At 42.4% G+C, this 19,570-nt stretch carries 15 protein-coding genes; 13 read left to right on the top strand and 2 right to left on the bottom strand.

The window, feature by feature from the left end; translation table 11 throughout:
- The 4 genes from AC3LHT_RS02600 to dnaA form a co-directional block, all read left to right on the top strand.
- Window positions 1-579: pyridoxal-phosphate-dependent aminotransferase family protein (locus AC3LHT_RS02600; RefSeq protein WP_488661882.1), on the top strand; the 579-nt coding region annotated here is incomplete at its 5' end.
- A complete protein-coding gene (locus AC3LHT_RS02595) occupies window positions 579-1,508 on the top strand; it encodes a hydroxyacid dehydrogenase (protein WP_290645499.1) in 930 nt (309 codons plus the stop codon). The genes AC3LHT_RS02600 and AC3LHT_RS02595, both read left to right, overlap by 1 nt.
- A gap of 21 nt (window positions 1,509-1,529) precedes the next feature.
- A complete protein-coding gene (locus AC3LHT_RS02590) occupies window positions 1,530-1,709 on the top strand; it encodes a ferredoxin (RefSeq protein WP_290645497.1) in 180 nt (59 codons plus the stop codon).
- Window positions 1,710-1,892: 183 nt separating this feature from the next.
- Window positions 1,893-3,230, top strand: coding sequence for a chromosomal replication initiator protein DnaA (gene dnaA / locus AC3LHT_RS02585; RefSeq protein ID WP_290645495.1), 1,338 nt, complete (start codon window positions 1,893-1,895; stop codon window positions 3,228-3,230).
- Here the strand turns inward: dnaA and AC3LHT_RS02580 are convergent.
- Both AC3LHT_RS02580 and trmB read right to left on the bottom strand, forming a co-directional pair.
- Window positions 3,208-4,197 carry an NAD(P)H-dependent glycerol-3-phosphate dehydrogenase gene (locus AC3LHT_RS02580; protein WP_290666387.1) on the bottom strand — a complete coding sequence of 330 codons (990 nt, stop codon included), beginning with the start codon at window positions 4,195-4,197 and terminating at the stop codon, window positions 3,208-3,210. The genes dnaA and AC3LHT_RS02580 overlap by 23 nt on opposite strands.
- Window position 4,198: 1 nt before the next feature.
- Complete coding sequence (trmB, locus tag AC3LHT_RS02575; protein WP_488661881.1) at window positions 4,199-5,152, bottom strand: tRNA (guanosine(46)-N7)-methyltransferase TrmB; 954 nt, start codon at window positions 5,150-5,152, stop codon at window positions 4,199-4,201.
- A 167-nt stretch (window positions 5,153-5,319) separates the two neighbouring features.
- Between trmB and hpt the strand changes: the two genes are divergently transcribed.
- The 9 genes from hpt to AC3LHT_RS02530 form a co-directional block, all read left to right on the top strand.
- Window positions 5,320-5,859, top strand: coding sequence for a hypoxanthine phosphoribosyltransferase (gene hpt / locus AC3LHT_RS02570; RefSeq protein WP_488661880.1), 540 nt, complete (start codon window positions 5,320-5,322; stop codon window positions 5,857-5,859).
- 28 nt (window positions 5,860-5,887) lie between these two features.
- Window positions 5,888-6,148, top strand: a complete 261-nt coding sequence (locus AC3LHT_RS02565) for a hypothetical protein (protein WP_488661879.1) — start codon at window positions 5,888-5,890, stop codon at window positions 6,146-6,148.
- A gap of 33 nt (window positions 6,149-6,181) precedes the next feature.
- A complete protein-coding gene (gene recG, locus AC3LHT_RS02560) occupies window positions 6,182-8,542 on the top strand; it encodes an ATP-dependent DNA helicase RecG (protein WP_290645487.1) in 2,361 nt (786 codons plus the stop codon).
- Window positions 8,542-9,108, top strand: a complete 567-nt coding sequence (gene rsmD / locus AC3LHT_RS02555; protein ID WP_290645486.1) for a 16S rRNA (guanine(966)-N(2))-methyltransferase RsmD — start codon at window positions 8,542-8,544, stop codon at window positions 9,106-9,108. The genes recG and rsmD overlap by 1 nt, the downstream gene beginning before the upstream one ends.
- On the top strand, window positions 9,105-9,584 hold the full coding sequence (locus AC3LHT_RS02550) for a Mut7-C RNAse domain-containing protein (protein WP_488661878.1): 480 nt from the start codon (window positions 9,105-9,107) through the stop codon (window positions 9,582-9,584). The genes rsmD and AC3LHT_RS02550 overlap by 4 nt, the downstream gene beginning before the upstream one ends.
- Entirely contained in the window at window positions 9,574-12,222 is a 2,649-nt protein-coding gene (locus tag AC3LHT_RS02545) for a GAF domain-containing sensor histidine kinase (protein ID WP_488661877.1), read from the top strand. Before AC3LHT_RS02550 ends, AC3LHT_RS02545 begins: the two co-directional genes overlap by 11 nt.
- Before the next feature lies 1 nt (window position 12,223).
- Complete coding sequence (locus AC3LHT_RS02540; protein WP_290666399.1) at window positions 12,224-12,577, top strand: response regulator; 354 nt, start codon at window positions 12,224-12,226, stop codon at window positions 12,575-12,577.
- A gap of 38 nt (window positions 12,578-12,615) precedes the next feature.
- Window positions 12,616-15,363 (top strand): isoleucine--tRNA ligase, encoded by a 2,748-nt coding sequence (ileS, locus tag AC3LHT_RS02535; RefSeq protein WP_488661876.1) that lies wholly within the window; start codon window positions 12,616-12,618, stop codon window positions 15,361-15,363.
- Window positions 15,364-15,388: 25 nt separating this feature from the next.
- Window positions 15,389-19,570 (top strand): SLBB domain-containing protein (locus tag AC3LHT_RS02530; RefSeq protein WP_488661875.1); only part of this gene is annotated, 4,182 nt, incomplete at its 3' end.

Here is a 19,570-nt window from a genome sequence, read left to right as displayed (position 1 = left end):
GTAGCGGGTTCTCAAAAAGGGTTTATGCTTCCACCGGGACTAGGCTTCATAACGTTCAGTGAGGACGCCTTGGAAAAAGCCAAGCAAAATAAAACACCGAGTTATTACTTCAATGCCTTCGCTTACAAAAAAAATCCCGCTCCCTATACACCAGCTGTTAATCTCATTTATCAGTTGAAAAAAGCGGTGGAAATGCTCAAAGAGGAGGGTATGGAGAATGTCTGGGAACGTCACAGGATTCTCGCTGATGCTACCCGGGCTGGAGTTAAAGCCCTCGCTCTTGAGCTTTTCTCAAAACGTCCTGGTAATGTTTTGACAGCTGTTAAAGTACCGGAAAACGTCGATGGTGGAAAACTGGTTTCACTCATGCGAGACGAATATGGCGTAACGATTGCCGGAGGGCAGGGAAGCATGAAAGGTAAGATCTTCCGAATAGCTCACCTGGGTTATATGTCAAAGTTTGATACGATAATCGCTATCTCGGCACTTGAAATGGCTCTCAGAAAATTGGGCTATGATGTCGACTACGGTACAGGCTTGAAGGCAGCTGAAGAGGTCTTTGAGAGGGAGGGAGTCTGATGTTTAGACTTCATGTTAATGATCCTCTTTCCAACGATGCCATGGAACTGCTGAAATCTTCTGGACTTTTTGAATTAACTGCAGAGCACCTTGATAAAGAACAACTTATCAACAACATAGGCGACGTTGAATTTCTCGTTGTGAGGAGCGCCACTAAGGTGACCTCTGATGTATTAAATGCGGGGAAAATGCTGAAGGTTGTAGGCCGAGCCGGAACCGGGCTGGATAACATAGATGTTGAAACAGCAAAAAAACTGGGGATAAAGGTTTACAACACTCCAGGTGCCAATGCCATATCCGTGGCAGAATTAACCCTTGGCCTTTTACTTGCATTGGTGCGTCATATTCCTCGTGGCACTCAAGGGCTCAAAGAAGGAAAATGGGAAAAGAAGGCACTAAAAGGAAACGAGATTTTTGAGAAAACTCTTGGTATTGTTGGTTTTGGAGCCATAGGAAAAGAAGTAGCGAAGCGTGCTGCAGCCTTTGGAATGAAGATCATTGCCTATGATCCTTTTGTTAAAGAAACGGAATTGCCCGTGCGTTTGACTGAAGAGCTGAATGATCTACTGAAGGAAGCCGATGTTATCACTCTACATCTACCTTTAACTGAAAACACAAAACACTTTATTGGTGAGAGCGAATTTTCAAACATGAAAGACGGTGTTATAATTATTAATGCTGCCAGAGGAGGCATTGTGGATGAGCAAGCCCTGTACAATGCTTTGATAAGCGGGAAGATTTCAGGAGCTGCTCTTGATGTCTTCGAGGTTGAGCCACCAATCGACGAATTGAGAAGGAAATTGTTGGGATTGGACAACGTAATTGCCACTCCCCATGTGGGTGCAAGTACTCACGAAGGGCAGGCACGTGTTGGAATGTTGATGGCTAAAAGGCTCATTGAGGTCGCTAAAGAAATGAATTCCCTATAAAATTCAAATGGAGGTGTAGTAATGAAGGTTTACATTGACAAAGATGCTTGCATTGGTTGTGGAGTTTGTGAAGGGCTATGCCCGGAAGTATTCAGAATGACTGACGATGGAAAAGCCGAAGTAATCGTTTCTGAAACAGAGGCCTCCTGTGCCCAGGATGCAGCTGATTCCTGTCCTGTTCAAGCAATTAAAGTAGAATAGTTTCTGAATTTTTACCTAAATATTCGGGGGTGGTCGCTTTGACTACCCCCTTTTATAGTGGAACACAAAAATGAACCATTTTTATTGAATGTAAAATCTGGTATTATTGTTTTAGCTTCAACTTCTTTACTCTTTACTTTTCCTGTTGCGGTGCTTCAGGGTTACTATTCTTCGGAGGTTATTGTGTCGCATAGGATTATCAGAATACTCGAAAAAAAGCTCTCAAAGAAAACCTGGGACAACTGGTTTACAACCTTGGAGATCAAAGAGATCACGGGGGATAAGGTAATATTCAAAGTGGGGAACCTTTTCGTAAAAGACTGGCTTCAGTCAAGATATGGAAAGGTTATACATCGTGCTATTCATGAAGCCCTCGGAAAAGACCTCAATTTTGAGATCATTTACGAATCTCCTTCAAAAGAAGTTTTCGAAGCCAATGAATATAAAGGACCCTTAGTCAAAAAGAAGCCGCTTATATTGTCTGAGCTCAACCCTGAATATACATTTGAAAACTTCGTTGTGGGCACAGAGAACAAAGCGCTATTTGAGGTAGCGCAGGAAATCTGCAGAAAGCCTGGCAAGTTCAACCCCTTTTTCATTTACGGTGGCGTTGGATTGGGAAAAACACATCTATTACAGGCAATAGCACATAGAATACTTGAGTTGTTCCCTGAGAAAAAGGTTTTGTACATCACCAGCGAACAGTTTATGAATGATATGGTAGATTCCATTAAAAGGGGATCAATCCGGGATTTCAGATTTCAATACAGGAAAAAAGCGGATGTCCTTCTCATAGATGATGTTCAATTTCTCATAGGTAAAGAGGGAACACAACGAGAACTCTTCCATACTTTTAACGAACTGCACGATGCAGGGAAGCAAATTGTTATTTGCTCCGACAGAACTCCTGATGAGCTGAATGGTTTTCCAGATCGCTTGATTTCTCGTTTCCAGATGGGCATGGTTATGGAAATCTTGCCGCCTTCCCGCGAAACCAGATACGAGATAGCAAAACGCCTTGCGAAGAGAGAATCAGTCGATCTCTCCGATGATGTTGCAATGGAACTCGCGAGCAAAATAGATGGCAACCTGAGGCGATTGAGGGGAGCGATAATCAAGTTGATCATCCAGAGCAGTATGTACAAAGAGGAAATAGACCTCTCTTTTGCCAGGCAAATTATAGGTTCTTTTCAAACCGACAGTTCCAGAGTAAGACCATTAACCGATGTTGATAGGTTGCTCAAAGCAGTAGAGAAAGTTATGGGTGTTACCCCTGAAGAAATTAAAGGCACTTCCAGAACGAAAAATGTGGTAAAAGCCAGGCAACTTTTCATCTATATCCTCAAACAAGAATATGGTAAAAGTGTACAGGAAATCGCACAGGTCATAGGCAAGAAGCACTCTACTGTTATTCATTCGGTAAAACAGATAGGCAATAGTGTGCTGAAAGACAACAAATACATCAAGGGTTTGATATCGGAAATAAGCAACACGGTGACTACTGATTTTGCAGCCAGTTGATTTCATCTTTTTGGCTTCTTGCCATGAGCTCTTCGATAGCTTGCCAGGGATTTTTGCCTTCAAAGATTACTTGATATACTTTGCTTGATATGGGTAACTCAATGTTAAAACGTTTTGCAAGCTCGTGAACAGCCCTGCTGGTAGGTACACCTTCGGCTACAGTTTTCCGGCTACGAAGAATTTCGTCGATCTTCTTTCCTCTAGCAAGCTCTTCGCCAACCGCTCTGTTTCTACTGTATTTTCCGGTGCAGGTTACAATGAGATCACCAATTCCAGCCAGCCCGCCAAAAGTTTCAGGCTTCGCGCCTAAGCAATTGCCCAGCCTTATGAATTCTACTATTGCCCTGGTTATCAGGGAAGCTTTTGTGTTGTACCACCCTCCCATACCATCGATAATTCCAGCGGCAATTGCAATCACGTTTTTAAGAGCCCCGGATACTTCTACGCCTATCTGATCGTTGTTACTGTAAACACGAAAATATCTGGTCTTGAAAAGATCTCTTACAAATCTTGCGTCTTCGATCTCCTCAGCTGCCGAAACAACCGTGGTGGGAATCTCCTTTGCCACTTCATCAGCATAGCTGGGACCTGAAAGGGTTATACAACTATGAGCCCCAAGCTCTTTGAAAAGTTCCGAGGGTCTTTTCAGAAAGGTCAATTCGATTCCTTTGGAGAGGTTGACGATCTTTTTTTCATGGAGATCCACAGTTTCGAAAACCTTTCGTATGAACTGTACCGGCACGGCATTGAAAACCAGGTTGGAAAAACTCATAGCCTGCTGAATATCACCGGTAAATAGGATATCATTTGGCAGAACTATATCTATGTAGTAACTCCTTCTGGATTCATGCAACATGTTCAATAGATCCGCTTCACGCACCCAGAGGAGAACTTCGTGGCCGCTATTGGCGAGTACTTTGGACATGGCTGTGCCCCAGCTTCCAGCACCGATAACGGATATTCTCATTTCAACTCTCCCTTTTAAGCATTTCCGCCAAGTTAAAAACCGCTTCTTTTACCGCTTTAGTTCGGTATGGAAGACCGTGCCCATTTAATCTGACAATCCAGGCTTCTTTGTCGGGTTTTTTCTTTATTTCAATGTAAAACTTTTGCTCAAAGTCACCATCAACGGCGATCGTTTCTACGAGGTAGCGATGATTAAACATATCCTGATATATGTTCTTATAGACATAAGTGGTATTGCTCCCTTTGAAGTGCTTGTTTGTAATCATCTTTAATGCATCTTCATTTATTCCTCCATTGACTAAACGATGAGGCATTTCATCACCTCCACAATATCTCTCAATGTTGGGGGATAAGACTTTCTTTCCGCGCACTCTGAATATATCACGGTTTTCTCGTTTCCATTTTTGCTCGTAACGTGTGTTAACCCCTGCGTCTGGGTTTTTAATAAGTTCGATCTCTTTGAAACAGCCCGTTGCATCAGCACTTTTCATAAAATCAGCGGCAAAGGCCTCATCATCTGTGTACAACTGAAAAAAACCGTCTCTTTTCAAAAGAGCGGCGATGTTATTTAGGAAGTGTTTGTCATTTAATCTTTTACGAGCATGGCCTTTCTTAGGCCAGGGACAGGGGAAGTTCATATAAAAGCCTGAGAAGCTTTCTTTATAAAACAGCTCTTTAGTTCCAAAACGAGCATCAACCAGTATAACCCTGACATTTTCGAGGCCCCTTTTATAGAGCTGCTTTTGTACCTTTACCAGAGAAATTAGGGATAACTCGAGACCAATAAAGGCTTTTTTGGGATTGGTCTCAGCCATTTCAACCAGGAACTCGCCATTTCCGAATCCCACTTCCAAAAAAACGTCAACCTCTTCACCAAAAAGGCTGCTGGGTTTTATAGGGAGAACCATCGATGAGGAATCTACGAAATATTTCAATGCTTTCACATTTACATTCATGTTTTCTCCTCCGCTAAATCTTCTTAGGTATAATAACACGTTCTTTTCTGCATCGGCGTGACAGCTGAATTAAAATATCTTCAGCAGTTTAGACCGAATAAAAGCTGATTACGCTCTTAAAGGACCGGTGAAAGGGTGTTATAATACATTAAATCGGAGGTGAAAACATGGACATAGAACCCTCCAAATTGAAGGTTCTATTTTCAAAGGAGGAAATAGAAAGAACTGTCAAAAGGCTCGCAGAGGAAATATCAGCATACTATTCCCCCCTAACCGATGAAATAACGGCAGTGTGTATTTTGAAGGGGTCAGTTCATTTCTACAGCGATTTGCTGAAGGAAATCGATTTGAAAATAAGGTATAACTTCGTTCATGTTTCGAGCTATTCTGGCATGGCCACCACCGGTAAAGTGCGTGTTAAGACCTGGGTAGATGAATCGTTGACGGGCAAGTATGTGCTTCTTGTTGAGGACATCGTTGACACAGGAAACACACTCAGGTATATCATCAACTATATTTGGAAACAGCGCCCTGCCGATGTGAAATTGGTTTCTCTGCTTGAAAAAACTATCCATGAACACGGTGTGGAAATCGATTTTGTCGGGAAAAAGATAGATGACAAGTTCGTAATCGGTTACGGGTTGGATTACGATGAATTCTACAGAAACCTTCCCTATATAGGTTATGTGCAAAAGGAAGAAGGGTAATTCAACAGTATTCGGTGTTTCGTTGCTGATGTTAATACTTCTTGCCTTGATGAGCACTTACTCTCTAAGCCTGATAAAAGAGTCAAGTGCTGTTGTGCGCTTAAGGCTTGAAAACGCAAAAAAGCTTATAACTGTTGATTCAGCACTTAAGGTGCTGAACTTTTCGAAGAACCATGAAGAGGCTGTAATCCTTGAATTAAACGGGTATACCATCAGGACTTATAAAGATGGCAAAAAATGGTATGTAGAAATTTTCAATGATAGAATCAGGGAAATATACAGTGAATAGCGAATTTGATGTATTTGAATTTTGGAGGTTAAGATGCTTTTTGAAGAGTTCCTTGTCCTTAGCGAGGAACAGCTTGAAGACTTTCTTAAAAACAAACTCCCTCCGTCAGCCCTTTTCAATGAGCTGAATAGGCTCGTTCGGTATATCGATACCGAAGAATTCAAGTGCTTTCCGCATTTAAAGGAATACCTCCTGCCTTTTCTCCGCTATTACTCTGTGCTTCAAAAATTGCCTCCCGAGAGGCAACGAAAACGGGTAGAAAATGGCTTTAAGATGATCCATAAAATGCGTAATGTCTTTCTTCTAACCGGATCAGAAGAAATTGAAGCATTAAAGCAAAACAGGATAAATCCCGAAGCCAGTGTGAAGTTTGCAAAGGGTGTTGGAGAGAACCGCGCAAAGCTATTGCACAAGTTCGGGATAGAAAAGATAAAAGAGCTTCTCTGGTGGTTACCGAGGGATTACGAAGATAGAAGAAAAATCATACCTCTCTCATCCTTACGTCAGGATGAAAAAGTCACCGTGATGGCGGAACTTTTGAATTATTCTGTCAAGCGAGTGAAGGATTACGTGATCATCACCGCCGTTGTTTCAGATGGCTTTGGTCAGATTCTGTTGAAATGGTTTAATCAGGAATATATAACGAGATATTTAAAAAAAGGAGCGAAATACCTCATTACGGGTGTTCCAAAGAAAAACAGCTTTGGTCCTTATGAAATCAACACCCCCGAAATTGAGGAAATCACCGGTGAACCGAAACGAGAAATACTTCCTGTGTACAGTTTAACCAGCGGGCTAACTCAAAGAATAATGAGGCGCATTATCCGTAAAAACATCTCCGTGGTGGGAACCTTTAGAGAATTTATCCCACAGTCAATATTGGAGAAACGAGATCTTCTTCCCAGAGAGCACGCAATGCTGGCTGTGCATTTCCCAAAAAGCCTGTATGAAGCCGATAAAGCCCGCGAAAGGCTTTCCTATGAAGAGCTCTTTCTCTTTGAAGTGGCGCTTTTGCACAACAGAGCAAAAATGAAGAAAAAAGATCTGGGAATCAGCAAACAAATAGTCGGAGAACTTTCCAGACGATTTATTGAAAGTCGCTCTTTTAAGCCCACAGCGGATCAGCTCAAGGTCTATGAAGAGATTAAAGAGGATTTGAAGGCCTCAACGCCAATGAACAGAATGCTTCAGGGAGACGTGGGATCTGGAAAAACTTTTGTAGCAGAATTGGCCATTATAGATAATTTCGAAGCTGGTTATCAGAGTGCCATGATGGTTCCCACGTCTGTTCTTGCGATCCAACAATATGAAAAATTGCATAAAGAATTGGATCATGTTGGTGTAAAAGTTGGACTCTTGGTTGGTTCTATGAAAAAAAGCGAGCAAGATCGGGTTAAGAAACAGCTTGCACTTGGTGAAATCGATGTGGTGATAGGAACTCACGCGCTCATTCAGGAAAATGTGAATTTCAAGGATCTCGGTCTTGTGATCGTTGACGAACAGCACAGATTTGGGGTTAAACAGAGAGAAGCTCTTATGACCAAAGGAACAATGGTGGACACCCTTGTGATGACCGCAACTCCTATTCCACGAACTCTCGCTCTTACAGCATACGGAGATTTGGATGTCTCTACTATCCGTGAAATGCCGCCCGGGAGAGCCCCAGTTAGAACCATGATAATAACGGAAAACAGGCTTTCAGAGCTTTATGCCTTTGTGCGAGAAGAAGTGGCACAGGGGCATCAGTGCTTTTTCATATATCCTTTGATAGAGGAGTCTGAAGTGATGGACCTCAAAGCCGCGACTGAAGCAGCGGAATTTTTGAGCGGTGAGGTTTTTCCTGAGTTCGGCGTTGAACTGCTGCACGGTAAGATGAACGATCGAGAAAAAACGGAAATCATGCAGCGCTTCAAAAAAAAGGAAACCATGATACTTGTTTCTACTTCAGTGATAGAGGTCGGTATTGATATCCCGACTGCCACAGTGATGGTCATTGAACATCCCGAGAGGTTTGGCCTTGCGCAGCTTCATCAACTGCGTGGCAGGGTGGGAAGGAGTTCGCTGAAATCCTATTGTATCCTTGTCTTAAATCGAGGTGTTTCCAGTGAAGCTGCAGAGAGGTTGAGAAAATTTGCTGAAACCAATGATGGTTTTAAAGTTGCTGAAATAGATTTGAGATTAAGAGGCCCTGGTGAGTTCATGGGCACTAGACAACATGGCCTTCCGGACTTCAAAATCGCTGACATCATTCGTGATAGCAAACTGCTTTTTTGGGCACGAGAAGATGCCCTTGAACTGATAAAAGTAGATCCAGAATTGGAAGGAAATTCGCTCATAAAAAAGGAAATCCGCGAGCGCTTTGGCGAAAAGGTATCCCTTATCGAGGTGGGCTGATGCTTAGTATAACAGGCGGAGATTACAAAGGTAGGAAAATTGAAACAACGTCGAGGATGGTTACGAGATACACACCGCAAATGACGCGGAAAGCTTTCTTCGATATTATCAACGTTGAAGGTAAAGTTTTTCTCGATCTCTTTGCCGGAAGCGGGATCATGGGTATTGAAGCTTTGAGTAGAGGTGCTTGGAAAGCGGTTTTTGTTGACAGCTCCAGGTTAGCCTGCGGAACGATAAAGAGAAATCTCAAGCTCTTGAGGATCCCGCCAGATGATTTTGAACTCTATTGCAGAGATTTCAGGAGGGCATTTCCACATTTCCAGGCAAAAGGTATCGAATATGAAGTGGTATTTGCAGATCCTCCTTTTGAGAAGGGATATTTAGATGAACTATTGAAAAATCTCATCAGATATGATTTTGTGATTAAGGGCGGTATAGTTGTGATTGAGGCCCCGGAAAAAAGCGAAATGTTAATAGAGAAGTATACGTCGAATTCAAAACTAAGATTCATTGATGCGAGAAAATATGCTGGCGTATACCTATACTTCATGAAGGTGGTTATGTGAAATTTCTGGCTGACAGAATGCTTGGAAAGCTCTCAAAAAAGCTCAGAATGCTTGGCTTTGATACATTATATTTCAACAATGTAGATGAAAAATATCTCCTCGAGATCATATTGATGGAAGAAAGGATACTATTGACCCGTGATAGAGAACTTCATTCCATAGCTATTAAAAAGGGTTGTAAGAGTTTTTTGCTAAAGTCAAATTACTGGCAATCTCAACTCCGAGCAGTGTTTCAGAGGTTTAAGTTGAGACCCGAGATGGTGAAACCTTTCAGTAGATGTTCTCGCTGTAATGCGGAGCTTGAAGCAGTTTCACCAGAAACAGTTAAGAACGAAGTCCCTGATTATGTGTTCTTCACTCAAGAAGAGTTTCTGCGTTGCAGAGGATGCGGGCGTATTTACTGGAAGGGCACTCATGTACCCAAAATAATGGACACGTTAAGAGATTTTATGGGAGGGCTTTCCCATGATGGATAATGTCTTGAGTTTAATAAATGAGTTGTCGAAAGAGCTCGATGCGGAATTTCAGAAAATCCTCGAAAAAACGGGAATGCATTGCTCACTTTTTCTTTTTGAGAAGTACCGAAAACGTTTAAAGGAATACAGGTCTTCAAGCGGAACTCCAGATAGGCAAATACATTTGAAAGACACAACGAGTTTTCTAAAACCGGGTTTGAAAATCAGAGAGTTTCCGGTAAGGCAGGGTGTTTTGCTTAGAAAAACAAAATTGGCATTGCTTCCGCTTTTTAGAGATGATGCTCTTCTTGGGGCGCTGGTCTTTCAGAAGCCCGAACCCGTTACCGAAAAATTGCCCGATACAGAGAGATTGGCCTTTCTTATAGAATTGCTTATAAGACTTTCCGAGGGATATGAAGCGGCAAGACAACTGGAGATCTCGAAAGAGCTGACGGATATCTGCGAAAGGTGTCACGATGAAGAAGGACTCTTTCAAAGAAGCTTAAACACTGCCATAAAACTCTTGAGAGTAAATCTTCTGGCCATTTACAAGAACAGGGGAACATCTTTTGAATTGCTGAAAACCTTCAATGCGCCAGAGTATTCTTGTGTTGACAGGTTTGAAGCGGAAACCGTCAAAAAGCTCCTTAAGGAAGAGCTTTTCCTTTCTTCGCGTGAGCCCGAGCTTGCTGCGAAGCTTTTTGGAAAGAGCAAGGTAAAGTCTTTTATTGCTGCACCCTTGTATTTCAACGAAGATCTTGAAGGTGTCTTTATAGCGGCAGATAGAAAAGAAAATCCCATGGAATTCAGGATACACAAGCACCTTGACGAAAATGATGTCGAACTCCTTCACGATCTTTCTCATCGTTTGGCCGTTTCTCTGAGCAGAATAAGGCTCAAAGAAAAACTCGAAAATGAACTTAAGAGGTTGAAGGATCTTCAGAAAGAAAACCAGGAATACATCGAGCTCCAGAGATTACAGCTCAGAAGGCTTAACGCGCTGCACAAGATAAGCCAGGCTATGCGTGCAACATTTTCCAGAGCGAGGATTATCAAGACTTTACTTTTAAGTGTGGTAATCGAGGAAGGCCTGGACTTTGATCGTGCGTTGTTTCTCGAGCGCGATAAAGAAAGCCTTTTTTTAAACCCTCTTTATTCCCTCTTACGTAAATGTGCGAAAAAACTGATGGGGTCAACTACCAATTATAATGACCTGCATCAGTTCTTGATGGAAGCTTCTCTCAAAGAACTGGATTGCCTAGAAAAACTTGACTCCGTCAAGGGGCTCTCATACTCTGGAAATAAGCTTTTGGAAAGGGTTGTACTACGAAAGAAAACTGTTCATGTAACGCCAGAAGTCCTGGATGTAAGAAAAGAAGAATTATATCAGTTGAAAGCCCTCGTGGGTGGAAAAGAGTTCATCATTGTGCCTGTATCCGGCCAACAGGAAGTAGAAGGGGTTCTTGTAGTTGAAAAAAAGTCATCTCAGGATAAGAGCTTTTGCACGACTTTTGAAATATTGGAACTTCTTGCGGATAGCGCAGGGCTGAGTCTTGAGCTTGCTGAAAATTATGACCATCTCTTACAGATCACAAAATCTCTCGAGGATGAAAAGGAACTCTCGAATTATTATCGGACCTTTTTAACAAATATACTCCAATCACTGGAGACTTCGATCGTCGTTTTCGATAGGGAATTGAATGTAACCGAGGTAAATCGAAGTGCTGAACGCCTCTTGAAAATGCCAAGAGAGATGCTTATCAGGCACAACATCAAATCCTTCGAAAAAATCTTTGCACCTTTCCTTCCCTTGATTGAAGAGGTTGCGATAAGCGGAGAAACACTCTTTCTCACAGGAAGACGCCTTCCAGCTCTGGGCGATGTCGTGCTGGACATCCGTATTCTGCCACTCTTTGAACAATCAAGAATTGCCGGTGTTATTCTCTCCATGAATGATGTAACCGAAAGATATAAGCTGGAGGAAGAGCTCAAAAAAAGGGAAAAACTGTCAACACTTGGAGAAGTTTCTGCAAAGATAGCCCATGAAATCCGTAACCCTATTAGCGTTATTTCAGGATTTGTAAATCGACTGAAAAAAGCCCCTACAAAGGAGAAAGTAGAAAAGTACTCTGATATAATTCTGGAAGAAATGAAGAGGTTGGAAAAGATCGTTACCGAGGTTCTCGAATATTCGAGAAGCAGTCCAGAATCGTTGTTTGAGAAAATATCTGCGTATTCTCTCTGTGAAGAAGTAATTGACGAATACCAGGTATACGCCTTGGAAAAAGGAATAGGATTAATTCTTGAAGGGGACAAAAATGCGAGCTTTTTCGGCAACAAAAACCGTATCAAACAGGTTATAATTAATTTAGTTCAGAATGCCATAGAAGCCTCAAAAGAATCCGAAAAAGTACGAATCGTATTGAAAAAAATAGACGGTGATGTATTCATAGAAGTCATAAATAAAGGTAAGGTTATTCCATCGGCAATATTAAAAAGGGTGTTTGAACCATTCTTTACAACCAAGTCCTATGGCACAGGACTAGGGCTTTCTATATGCAAAAACATAGTGGAAGAGCACAAAGGCTACATAGAAGCGGAAAGTGATCTCAACAAAGGGACGATATTCAGGGTAATACTCCCCTCTGGAGGTGAATGAAATGTCAAAGCGTATTCTCATCGTTGAAGACGAAGAAAACATGAGACTTCTCCTTGAAGAAGAATTCGCAGATGAAGGTTATGAAATTATCAGCACTGCTTCGGGGAAAGACGCAATCGAAATACTCAAGAAGAATGATATAAACCTTGCAACCATTGATATCGAAATGCCTGATATGAATGGGTTGGAATTGGCAGGCCTGCTGAGAAAAGAGTATCCCGAGCTGAAGATCATTCTGCTTACTGCTTATTCCCACTATAAGCAGGATCTCTCCTCATGGGCGGCAGACGCCTATATTGTCAAATCTTCTGATCTCAGTGAACTCAAAATAACTGCAAAAGAGCTTTTGAAATGATACAGCATTGAAGTTGAAAAGATATTGGAGGTGTTTTGATGGATTATAAAGATACGCTTAATCTTCCGAGTACGGGATTCAAGATGAAAGCGAATTTGGTGAACAAAGAGCCCATGCAACTCAAGGAATGGGATAAAATCAGGCTGTATGAATATATCAGGGAGCAACGGCAAGGGGCCCCTCTTTTTGTATTGCATGATGGCCCACCTTATGCAAACGGTAATATACATGTAGGTACTGCACTCAATAAAATACTCAAGGACTTCATTATAAAATACAAAACGCTTAGAGGATTTAACGCTCCATATATTCCCGGTTGGGATACTCACGGTCTGCCTATTGAGCAAAAGGTTACTTCTGAGCTTGGATCGAAATCAAAGGAACTTCCGAAACCCGAGATAAGAAAATTGTGCAGGAAATATGCAACGAAATATTACAAATTACAGCGTGACCAGTTCAAAAGATTAGGTGTTAGAGGTGACTGGAAAAATCCTTATCTCACCTTTGACCCTAAATATGAAGCGAACGTGTTAAGAATACTGTCAAAGCTGGTAAAGCAGAACCAGATTTACAGGAAATTAAAGCCCATCTACTGGTGTACGCACTGTGAAACTGCGCTTGCAGAAGCTGAAGTAGAATACCACGACCACGAGTCCTATTCTATCTATGTGAAGTTCAGAGATAAGTCTGATCCAAAGTTATATTACGTAATCTGGACCACTACACCCTGGACATTGCCCGCCAACGTTGCCATAGCACTCAATCCCGATTTTGACTATTGCGAAGTTGACGCTGGCGAGGAAAGGTATGTAATAGCCAAGGAACTCGTTGAAAAAACGATGGAGGAATTCGGGATTGAAGGTTATCAAGTAGTAGCAACCAAAAAGGGAAGTGAATACGAAGGAAGAAAGGCTCAACATCCATTCATGGACAGGGAATCCCTTGTCGTGCTGGCAGATTATGTAGAGCTTGATGCCGGTACAGGCTGTGTACACACGGCGCCTGGACATGGTGAGGATGACTATCATACAGGTCTTAGATATAATCTCCCGATTTTATCACCGGTGAATGATGATGGTACCTTTACTGCACAAGCCGGGAAATACCAGGGCCTTCACGTTTTCAAAGCCAATCCAGTTATCGTTGAAGACCTGAAAAACTCAGGTCATCTTCTGGGAGAAGGGAAAATAACCCATTCTTATCCCCATTGCTGGCGCTGTAAGAAACCTATCATATTCAGAGCCACAGAACAGTGGTTTGTGGACATTGATGCAAATGACCTGAGAAAAAAAGCTCTTGATGAAATCAAAAAGACCGACTGGCACCCTGCATGGGGAGAAAATAGAATAACAGCTATGGTTCAGGATAGACCTGATTGGTGTATCTCAAGGCAGCGTTCTTGGGGTATACCCATACCGGCTTTTAAATGTGCTGACTGTGGAGAAGTTATTCTTGATGGGAACCTTATTGATCATTTTGCCTCTATTGTTGAAGAGAAAGGCACAGATGTCTGGTTCCTTTATGATGTTGAAAGACTTTTGCCCGAAGGATATAGCTGTCCAAAATGTGGTTCAAAACATTTGAAAAAACTCGAAGATATACTCGATGTCTGGATAGACTCCGGGGCTTCTTTTGAGGCTGTTGTTAAAAACAGGGATGAATTGCGCTTCCCGTCGGATGTCTATATAGAGGGAAGCGATCAGCACCGTGGCTGGTTCCAATCTTCGTTGCTTCTTTCCGTGGCTTCGGAAGAGATTGCGCCTTTCAAGACAGTGATAACCCATGGTTTCATAAACGATGAAAAAGGGCGTAAAATGTCTAAGTCTCTTGGAAATGTCATAGATCCCCAGGAAATAAATGAAAAATATGGTGCTGAAATACTTCGCTTGTGGGTAGCGAGCTCAAATTATCAAGAAGATATTCGAATATCAATGAACATCATAAAGCAACAGATAGAAAATTACAGAAAGATCAGAAATACCCTCAGATACCTGTTAGGAAATCTTTCTGATTTCAAACCTGAAGACGCTCTTTCATATGAAAAGATGCTGGAACTCGATCACTGGGCTTTAATGAAACTTCACCACCTTATAAGAGACGTTACTACTCACTATGAAAACTACGAGTTTTATAAAGTACACATGGCTGTGATGAAGTTCATAGTCACCGATATGAGTGCTTTCTATCTGGATATAATCAAGGACAGGTTGTACGTGGAAGGCAAAAATTCAATTCAAAGGCGTTCTGCACAAACTGTGCTCTTTGAAATCCTTACAGCTCTTGCAAAAATTCTATCACCAATTCTCACTTTCACCATGGAGGAAGTTTACGGGTTTTTCCCCGAATCAGTTAAGACTTACGCTACGATCCAGGCTGAAAAGTGGCCAGCATTCAAGGAGGAATACATAGATCTTAAGCTTGAAAAAAGATGGGAACAGGTAATAAATCTGAGGGAAGATGTGCTTAAAGCCCTGGAAATTGCCAGATCTAAAAAAGAGATAGGGAATTCCCTTGATGCGAAGGTCGTGCTCGAACTCAAAGACAGGGAACTGGCAAAAGTTATGAGTACCTTTAAAAGCGAGGAACTTGCAGACATTTTCATAGTTTCGCAAGTGGCCTTCGGCAAGGTGGATGATGGTTTTGAGGGTGAAGTGAGCAATGTTAAAGTAGTAAGAGCTGAAGGTGAAAAATGCGAGCGCTGCTGGAAATATTCAACTGAAACGGGCGCAAACCCAAAATATCCGGGTACTTGCCCTCGTTGTGCAAGAGTTCTTTCCGAAAACTGAGCGATTGATTTTGGGGGGATTAGAATTGAAAAGATTAGGATTACTCATTGTCTTTTTAGTGTTGACTATAATGGTGCTGGCAGCCTATCAACTGAGAAGTGGGGATGTAGTTAGGGTTTATGTTTACAGTCATGAGGAGTTAACTGTGGATGTTTCTGTGGGCCCTGATGGATGGATTACCATACCACCCATTGGTTCGCTCAAGGTACTTGGAATGACCCTTGATGAAGTAGCTAAGGAGTTGAAGAAAAGTTACGCCAATCTGGTTACAGATCCAAAAGTCACGGTTTCAGTGCAGGAATACGCACCCTTCATTTACTATATTCTTGGTGAAGTGCGCAACCCTGGAAGCGTGGTGCTTAATGTGCAGAGCGCATCCATTGCGCAATTGATAGCTGCCGCAGGTGGTCTCAAAGAAACTGCCGAGGAAAATGAATTTCAAATTGTTAAAAGCGATGGCAGGCGATTGACGGTCAACATAGAAAGTTACCCGGAAGATCCAAAGCTCACCAGCGTTTTTCTTGAACCGGGAGATTCGCTTTTCGTGCTTAATGGATATAACAATTGGATAAAGGTGATCGGCGAAGTGAAAAACCCCGGGGTATTCAAGTACCTGGATGGGATAACCCTGACAAGAGTTATAGCAGAAGCTGGTGGACTTAAAGAATCAGGTGACCCGGAAGAAATTGCTGTTATTACACGCCTGGGCAACTCCACCCAGAGAAAGGTTTACAACCTGAATGATATCTTTGCCGGGAAAAGCGCTGATCCCATACTCAAAGAGGGTTCAAGCATAATCGTCAGTAACACCTTGCAGAAAGCCATTAAGATCATCGGCGAGGTGAGAAATCCCGGTATTGTACCGTATCGCAGCGGATTGACACTTTTGAGGGCTATCAGCGATGCTGGGGGTTTTGCTTCCCTGGCTGGTGAAAAAGCCCTTGTAATATCGGGAAAGGATTCCTCAAGCTATTCCATAAAAGGACTTTTGGAAGGCACTATTGAGGATCCAGTGCTGATTCCCGGCACTACTGTTGTGATTCCAAAAGAAACGGAAAAATATGTTTATCTTTTCGCACCTGATTTCAGCGGCAGGGTAGATTTCAGTGTTGACGAGAAGATCACGCTCAGGAATGTTTTACTCAAGACAGGCAAGTATCTCCCCGAAAGTGATGAAGCAATTGAGATAATTGCACCTGACGGAACCAAAACAAAGCTTTCAATGAAAGAACTTGCTACTCAAGACCATGAGCTTTCTTCTGGAGCCTTGATCACACTTTCTCAAGCGTTAAATTTTGCGTATATAGCCGGCGAAATCGATAAACCCGGTCTTCAATATCTCGAACGTTATGAAGAACCGACTCTGAGAAACCTCCTGATAAAATCTGGTATCAAGACAGAAACCGCAGGAACTGTGGAGGTAATTCGCAACGAGAAAAAAATCTATACTTTGGAAGATGCACTGGTTTCCAAAGATATCGTTGCAGCTGGAACTGTGATCATTGTGGATAAAAAGCCTGAAAAATACATCTACCTTGTTGGAGAAGGCATTGAGGGTGGTAAATTGGAGTTAACAGCCGATGAGCCCTTGACACTAAAAAGCGTATTGGCGAGGTTGAACCTTCTTCCGATAGCTGGTAGCAAAAGTGTGAGAATCATATCGAAAACCGGACAATCGGTGATAGCTCTCTCCAACCTTGATAGCAGGGATATCGCGCTTGAACCCGGTACGGTACTCAATCTTACAGGCTTGTTTACAAAAATATATGTTTTTGGCGAAGTTCAAAAACCCGGGTTGGTTCTTCTGGGACCAGATGCCACACCAACAATTGCTAATGCCCTGAGCAAAGCCGGTGGCTTGTTAGCTACTGCCGGCGAACTCAAATTGATGGAAAAAGGAAACAGTTTAAAGATCCCTCTTGACCCTGCTCTAATGGCATCGACTGTATTAAAAGATAAGACTGTCCTTTATGTTGATAAACAACCTGAAAGGTATGTGTATTTCGTATCGGAAAAAAATGGTGGACGCATAGAATTCACAGAAGATGAGCATCCAACCCTGAGAAATCTTCTTTCGAAGTTGAACATGCTGGATCTTGAGTCAAATTTGCCTATTACAGTATATTCTCCTAACGGTGATATGAAAGAATTCAGCATATCCTCTTTGAAAAAGGAAGATATTCCGCTTGAATATGGAAGCATAGTTGTCGATAGATACACTGGAAGAGAAATAAATGTCCTTGGAGAAGTCAGATCGCCTGGTACTTTTACAGCGAAAAGCATTGTTGATTTGAAATTATCCCGCGCAATTGCAGCAAGAGGCGGTTTGTTACCCACCGCTAATCGGAAGAACATACTGCTGATTGATTCCTCAACCGGGAAAGCAAGCGCAGTGGATTTTGATGCTTTGCTTTCGCAGGGAAAGGATCAGCATCTGGAACCAGGGATGACTATTTTTGTTCCAAAATTACAGGAGAAATACGCTTATATAACGGGAGAAGTCAACACACCTGGCATCAAGGAGTTCGGAGCAGAAGAAAGATTCACCCTGGGTGCCCTCATAGCGAAAGCTGGTGGCATCACTCCTGATGCTTCTGAAGTGCAGATAATTAGCAGTGAAGGGGAAAAGACTCTCAGATTGGAGGATGCTGTTATTTCTTCTGAAGAGCTTCTGCCCGGAACTCTCGTTCATGTTGTGAAGACCCTTGAACGCTACGTGTATATCGTCAGCACGGAGAAAGGCGGGCGAATTGATTTCGCTTCTTCAGAAAAATTAACATTGAAAACGGCTCTTGTAAAAGCGGGCTTGCTGGATTATCGCCTGGTCAAAGAGATAGTCATACAGAAACCCGATGGAAGCCAGCAACAGGTGAAGCTCGATTCCCTAAGAAATAGCGATGTGGTACTTGAAGCTGGAAGCGTCATTGTTTATCCAGAACCAGGAACGAGCGTTTACGTTCTCGGAGCCGTCAACAATCCCGGCAAAATCCGTTTTAAACCTGGTGAATTGCCAACGCTGACCAAGGCCTTAACGCTGGCTGGTGGCACAAGCAGTGACTTCAGTGGATACATAAGTATTTCTGATGATACTGGAATCAAAGAAGTAGAACTTGATTCTATTCTCAAAGGGAAGGTTGAAGATCCCGTTTTGAATGATAATACAATGCTCTTTGTCCAGGAAGCCAATGACAGATATGTTTACTTGATTTCCCCTGATACGGGAGGCAGAATCGAGTTTGAGAAGAATGAAAAAATGACCTTAAGGACACTTCTTGCAAAGAAAAACTACCTTGGTACAAAGATGGACGGCCAAATAGTCTTGCAATATCCTGATGGTAAAAAGGTGCTTTTCGATCTAAGCGGTCTTGAAAATGAGGATCTTTCTCTAGCTGGTGGAACGATAGTGATGTTCCCAGGTGCTCTAAGAGAGCTTTACGTACTCGGGGCTGTACATAATCCCGGAGTAAAGATATTTGAGCCCTCTGAGCCCCTTACATTAACCTCGTTGATCTCAAGAGCAGGGGGCCTGTTAGAGTCTGCTTATGAGAGTGAAGTGTATATTACATATTCCAGTGGAGAAACAGTTACGGTAAACCTAAAGGATATACTGGAAGGCAAATCTCGCGACATGGAACTGGAAACCCGCGCTCTTGTTTATGTGCCCTTTTTCAAACCTGTGAAAGTGAGTGTCCTTGGAGGAGTTAACAAACCAGGTGTTGTTGAATTTGATCCTGATGAAACTCCTACTTTACTTAATGCCATTGCAAAAGCAGGTGGAATAAAGGAAACTGCATCTGATACCGTTAGACTTGGAAGAGGGGAGGGAAGTTACCGCTGGCTCGATCTGATTGATAACGTTGACCTTCCCATTGAAGACGGTGCAATCATTTATGTTCCAGAGGATACTGAAAGATATGTCTATGTACTTGGCCAGGTCTATAAACCTGGAAGGGTTGATTTCGACAAACACGAAAAAATCACACTTGCCGCGGTAATTGCCAACGCTGGAGGTGTACTGTCAGACGCAGCTGATGAACTCAAGATACTCCAGAGTGATGGACGTATAAGAACAGCCAGGCTTTCAGAACTGGAAAACAAGCTCGAAAACCCCGAAATTCAACCCGGCAGCACAGTCATTGTAAGCGAAGCCACAACAAGGATCACCGTTTTGGGGCAAGTTCGGAATCCCGGGACCTACATTTTTGGC

This window comes from Kosmotoga sp., from assembly GCF_982836095.1.
The sequence above is the reverse complement of the archived record's forward strand: the minus strand, read 5'-3'. Positions and strand labels throughout refer to the sequence as shown.

What these genes read in the sequence shown, in the direction of transcription:
- AC3LHT_RS02595 (WP_290645499.1), top strand. Translation starts at nt 579, where the DNA reads ATGTTTAGACTTCATGTTAATGATCCTCTTTCCAACGATGCCATGGAA.
- AC3LHT_RS02590 (WP_290645497.1), top strand. Translation starts at nt 1,530, where the DNA reads ATGAAGGTTTACATTGACAAAGATGCTTGCATTGGTTGTGGAGTTTGT.
- AC3LHT_RS02580 (WP_290666387.1), bottom strand. Translation starts at nt 4,197, where the DNA reads ATGAGAATATCCGTTATCGGTGCTGGAAGCTGGGGCACAGCCATGTCC.
- trmB (WP_488661881.1), bottom strand. Translation starts at nt 5,152, where the DNA reads ATGAATGTAAATGTGAAAGCATTGAAATATTTCGTAGATTCCTCATCG.
- hpt (WP_488661880.1), top strand. Translation starts at nt 5,320, where the DNA reads ATGGACATAGAACCCTCCAAATTGAAGGTTCTATTTTCAAAGGAGGAA.
- AC3LHT_RS02565 (WP_488661879.1), top strand. Translation starts at nt 5,888, where the DNA reads ATGTTAATACTTCTTGCCTTGATGAGCACTTACTCTCTAAGCCTGATA.
- recG (WP_290645487.1), top strand. Translation starts at nt 6,182, where the DNA reads ATGCTTTTTGAAGAGTTCCTTGTCCTTAGCGAGGAACAGCTTGAAGAC.
- rsmD (WP_290645486.1), top strand. Translation starts at nt 8,542, where the DNA reads ATGCTTAGTATAACAGGCGGAGATTACAAAGGTAGGAAAATTGAAACA.
- AC3LHT_RS02545 (WP_488661877.1), top strand. Translation starts at nt 9,574, where the DNA reads ATGATGGATAATGTCTTGAGTTTAATAAATGAGTTGTCGAAAGAGCTC.
- AC3LHT_RS02540 (WP_290666399.1), top strand. Translation starts at nt 12,224, where the DNA reads ATGTCAAAGCGTATTCTCATCGTTGAAGACGAAGAAAACATGAGACTT.
- ileS (WP_488661876.1), top strand. Translation starts at nt 12,616, where the DNA reads ATGGATTATAAAGATACGCTTAATCTTCCGAGTACGGGATTCAAGATG.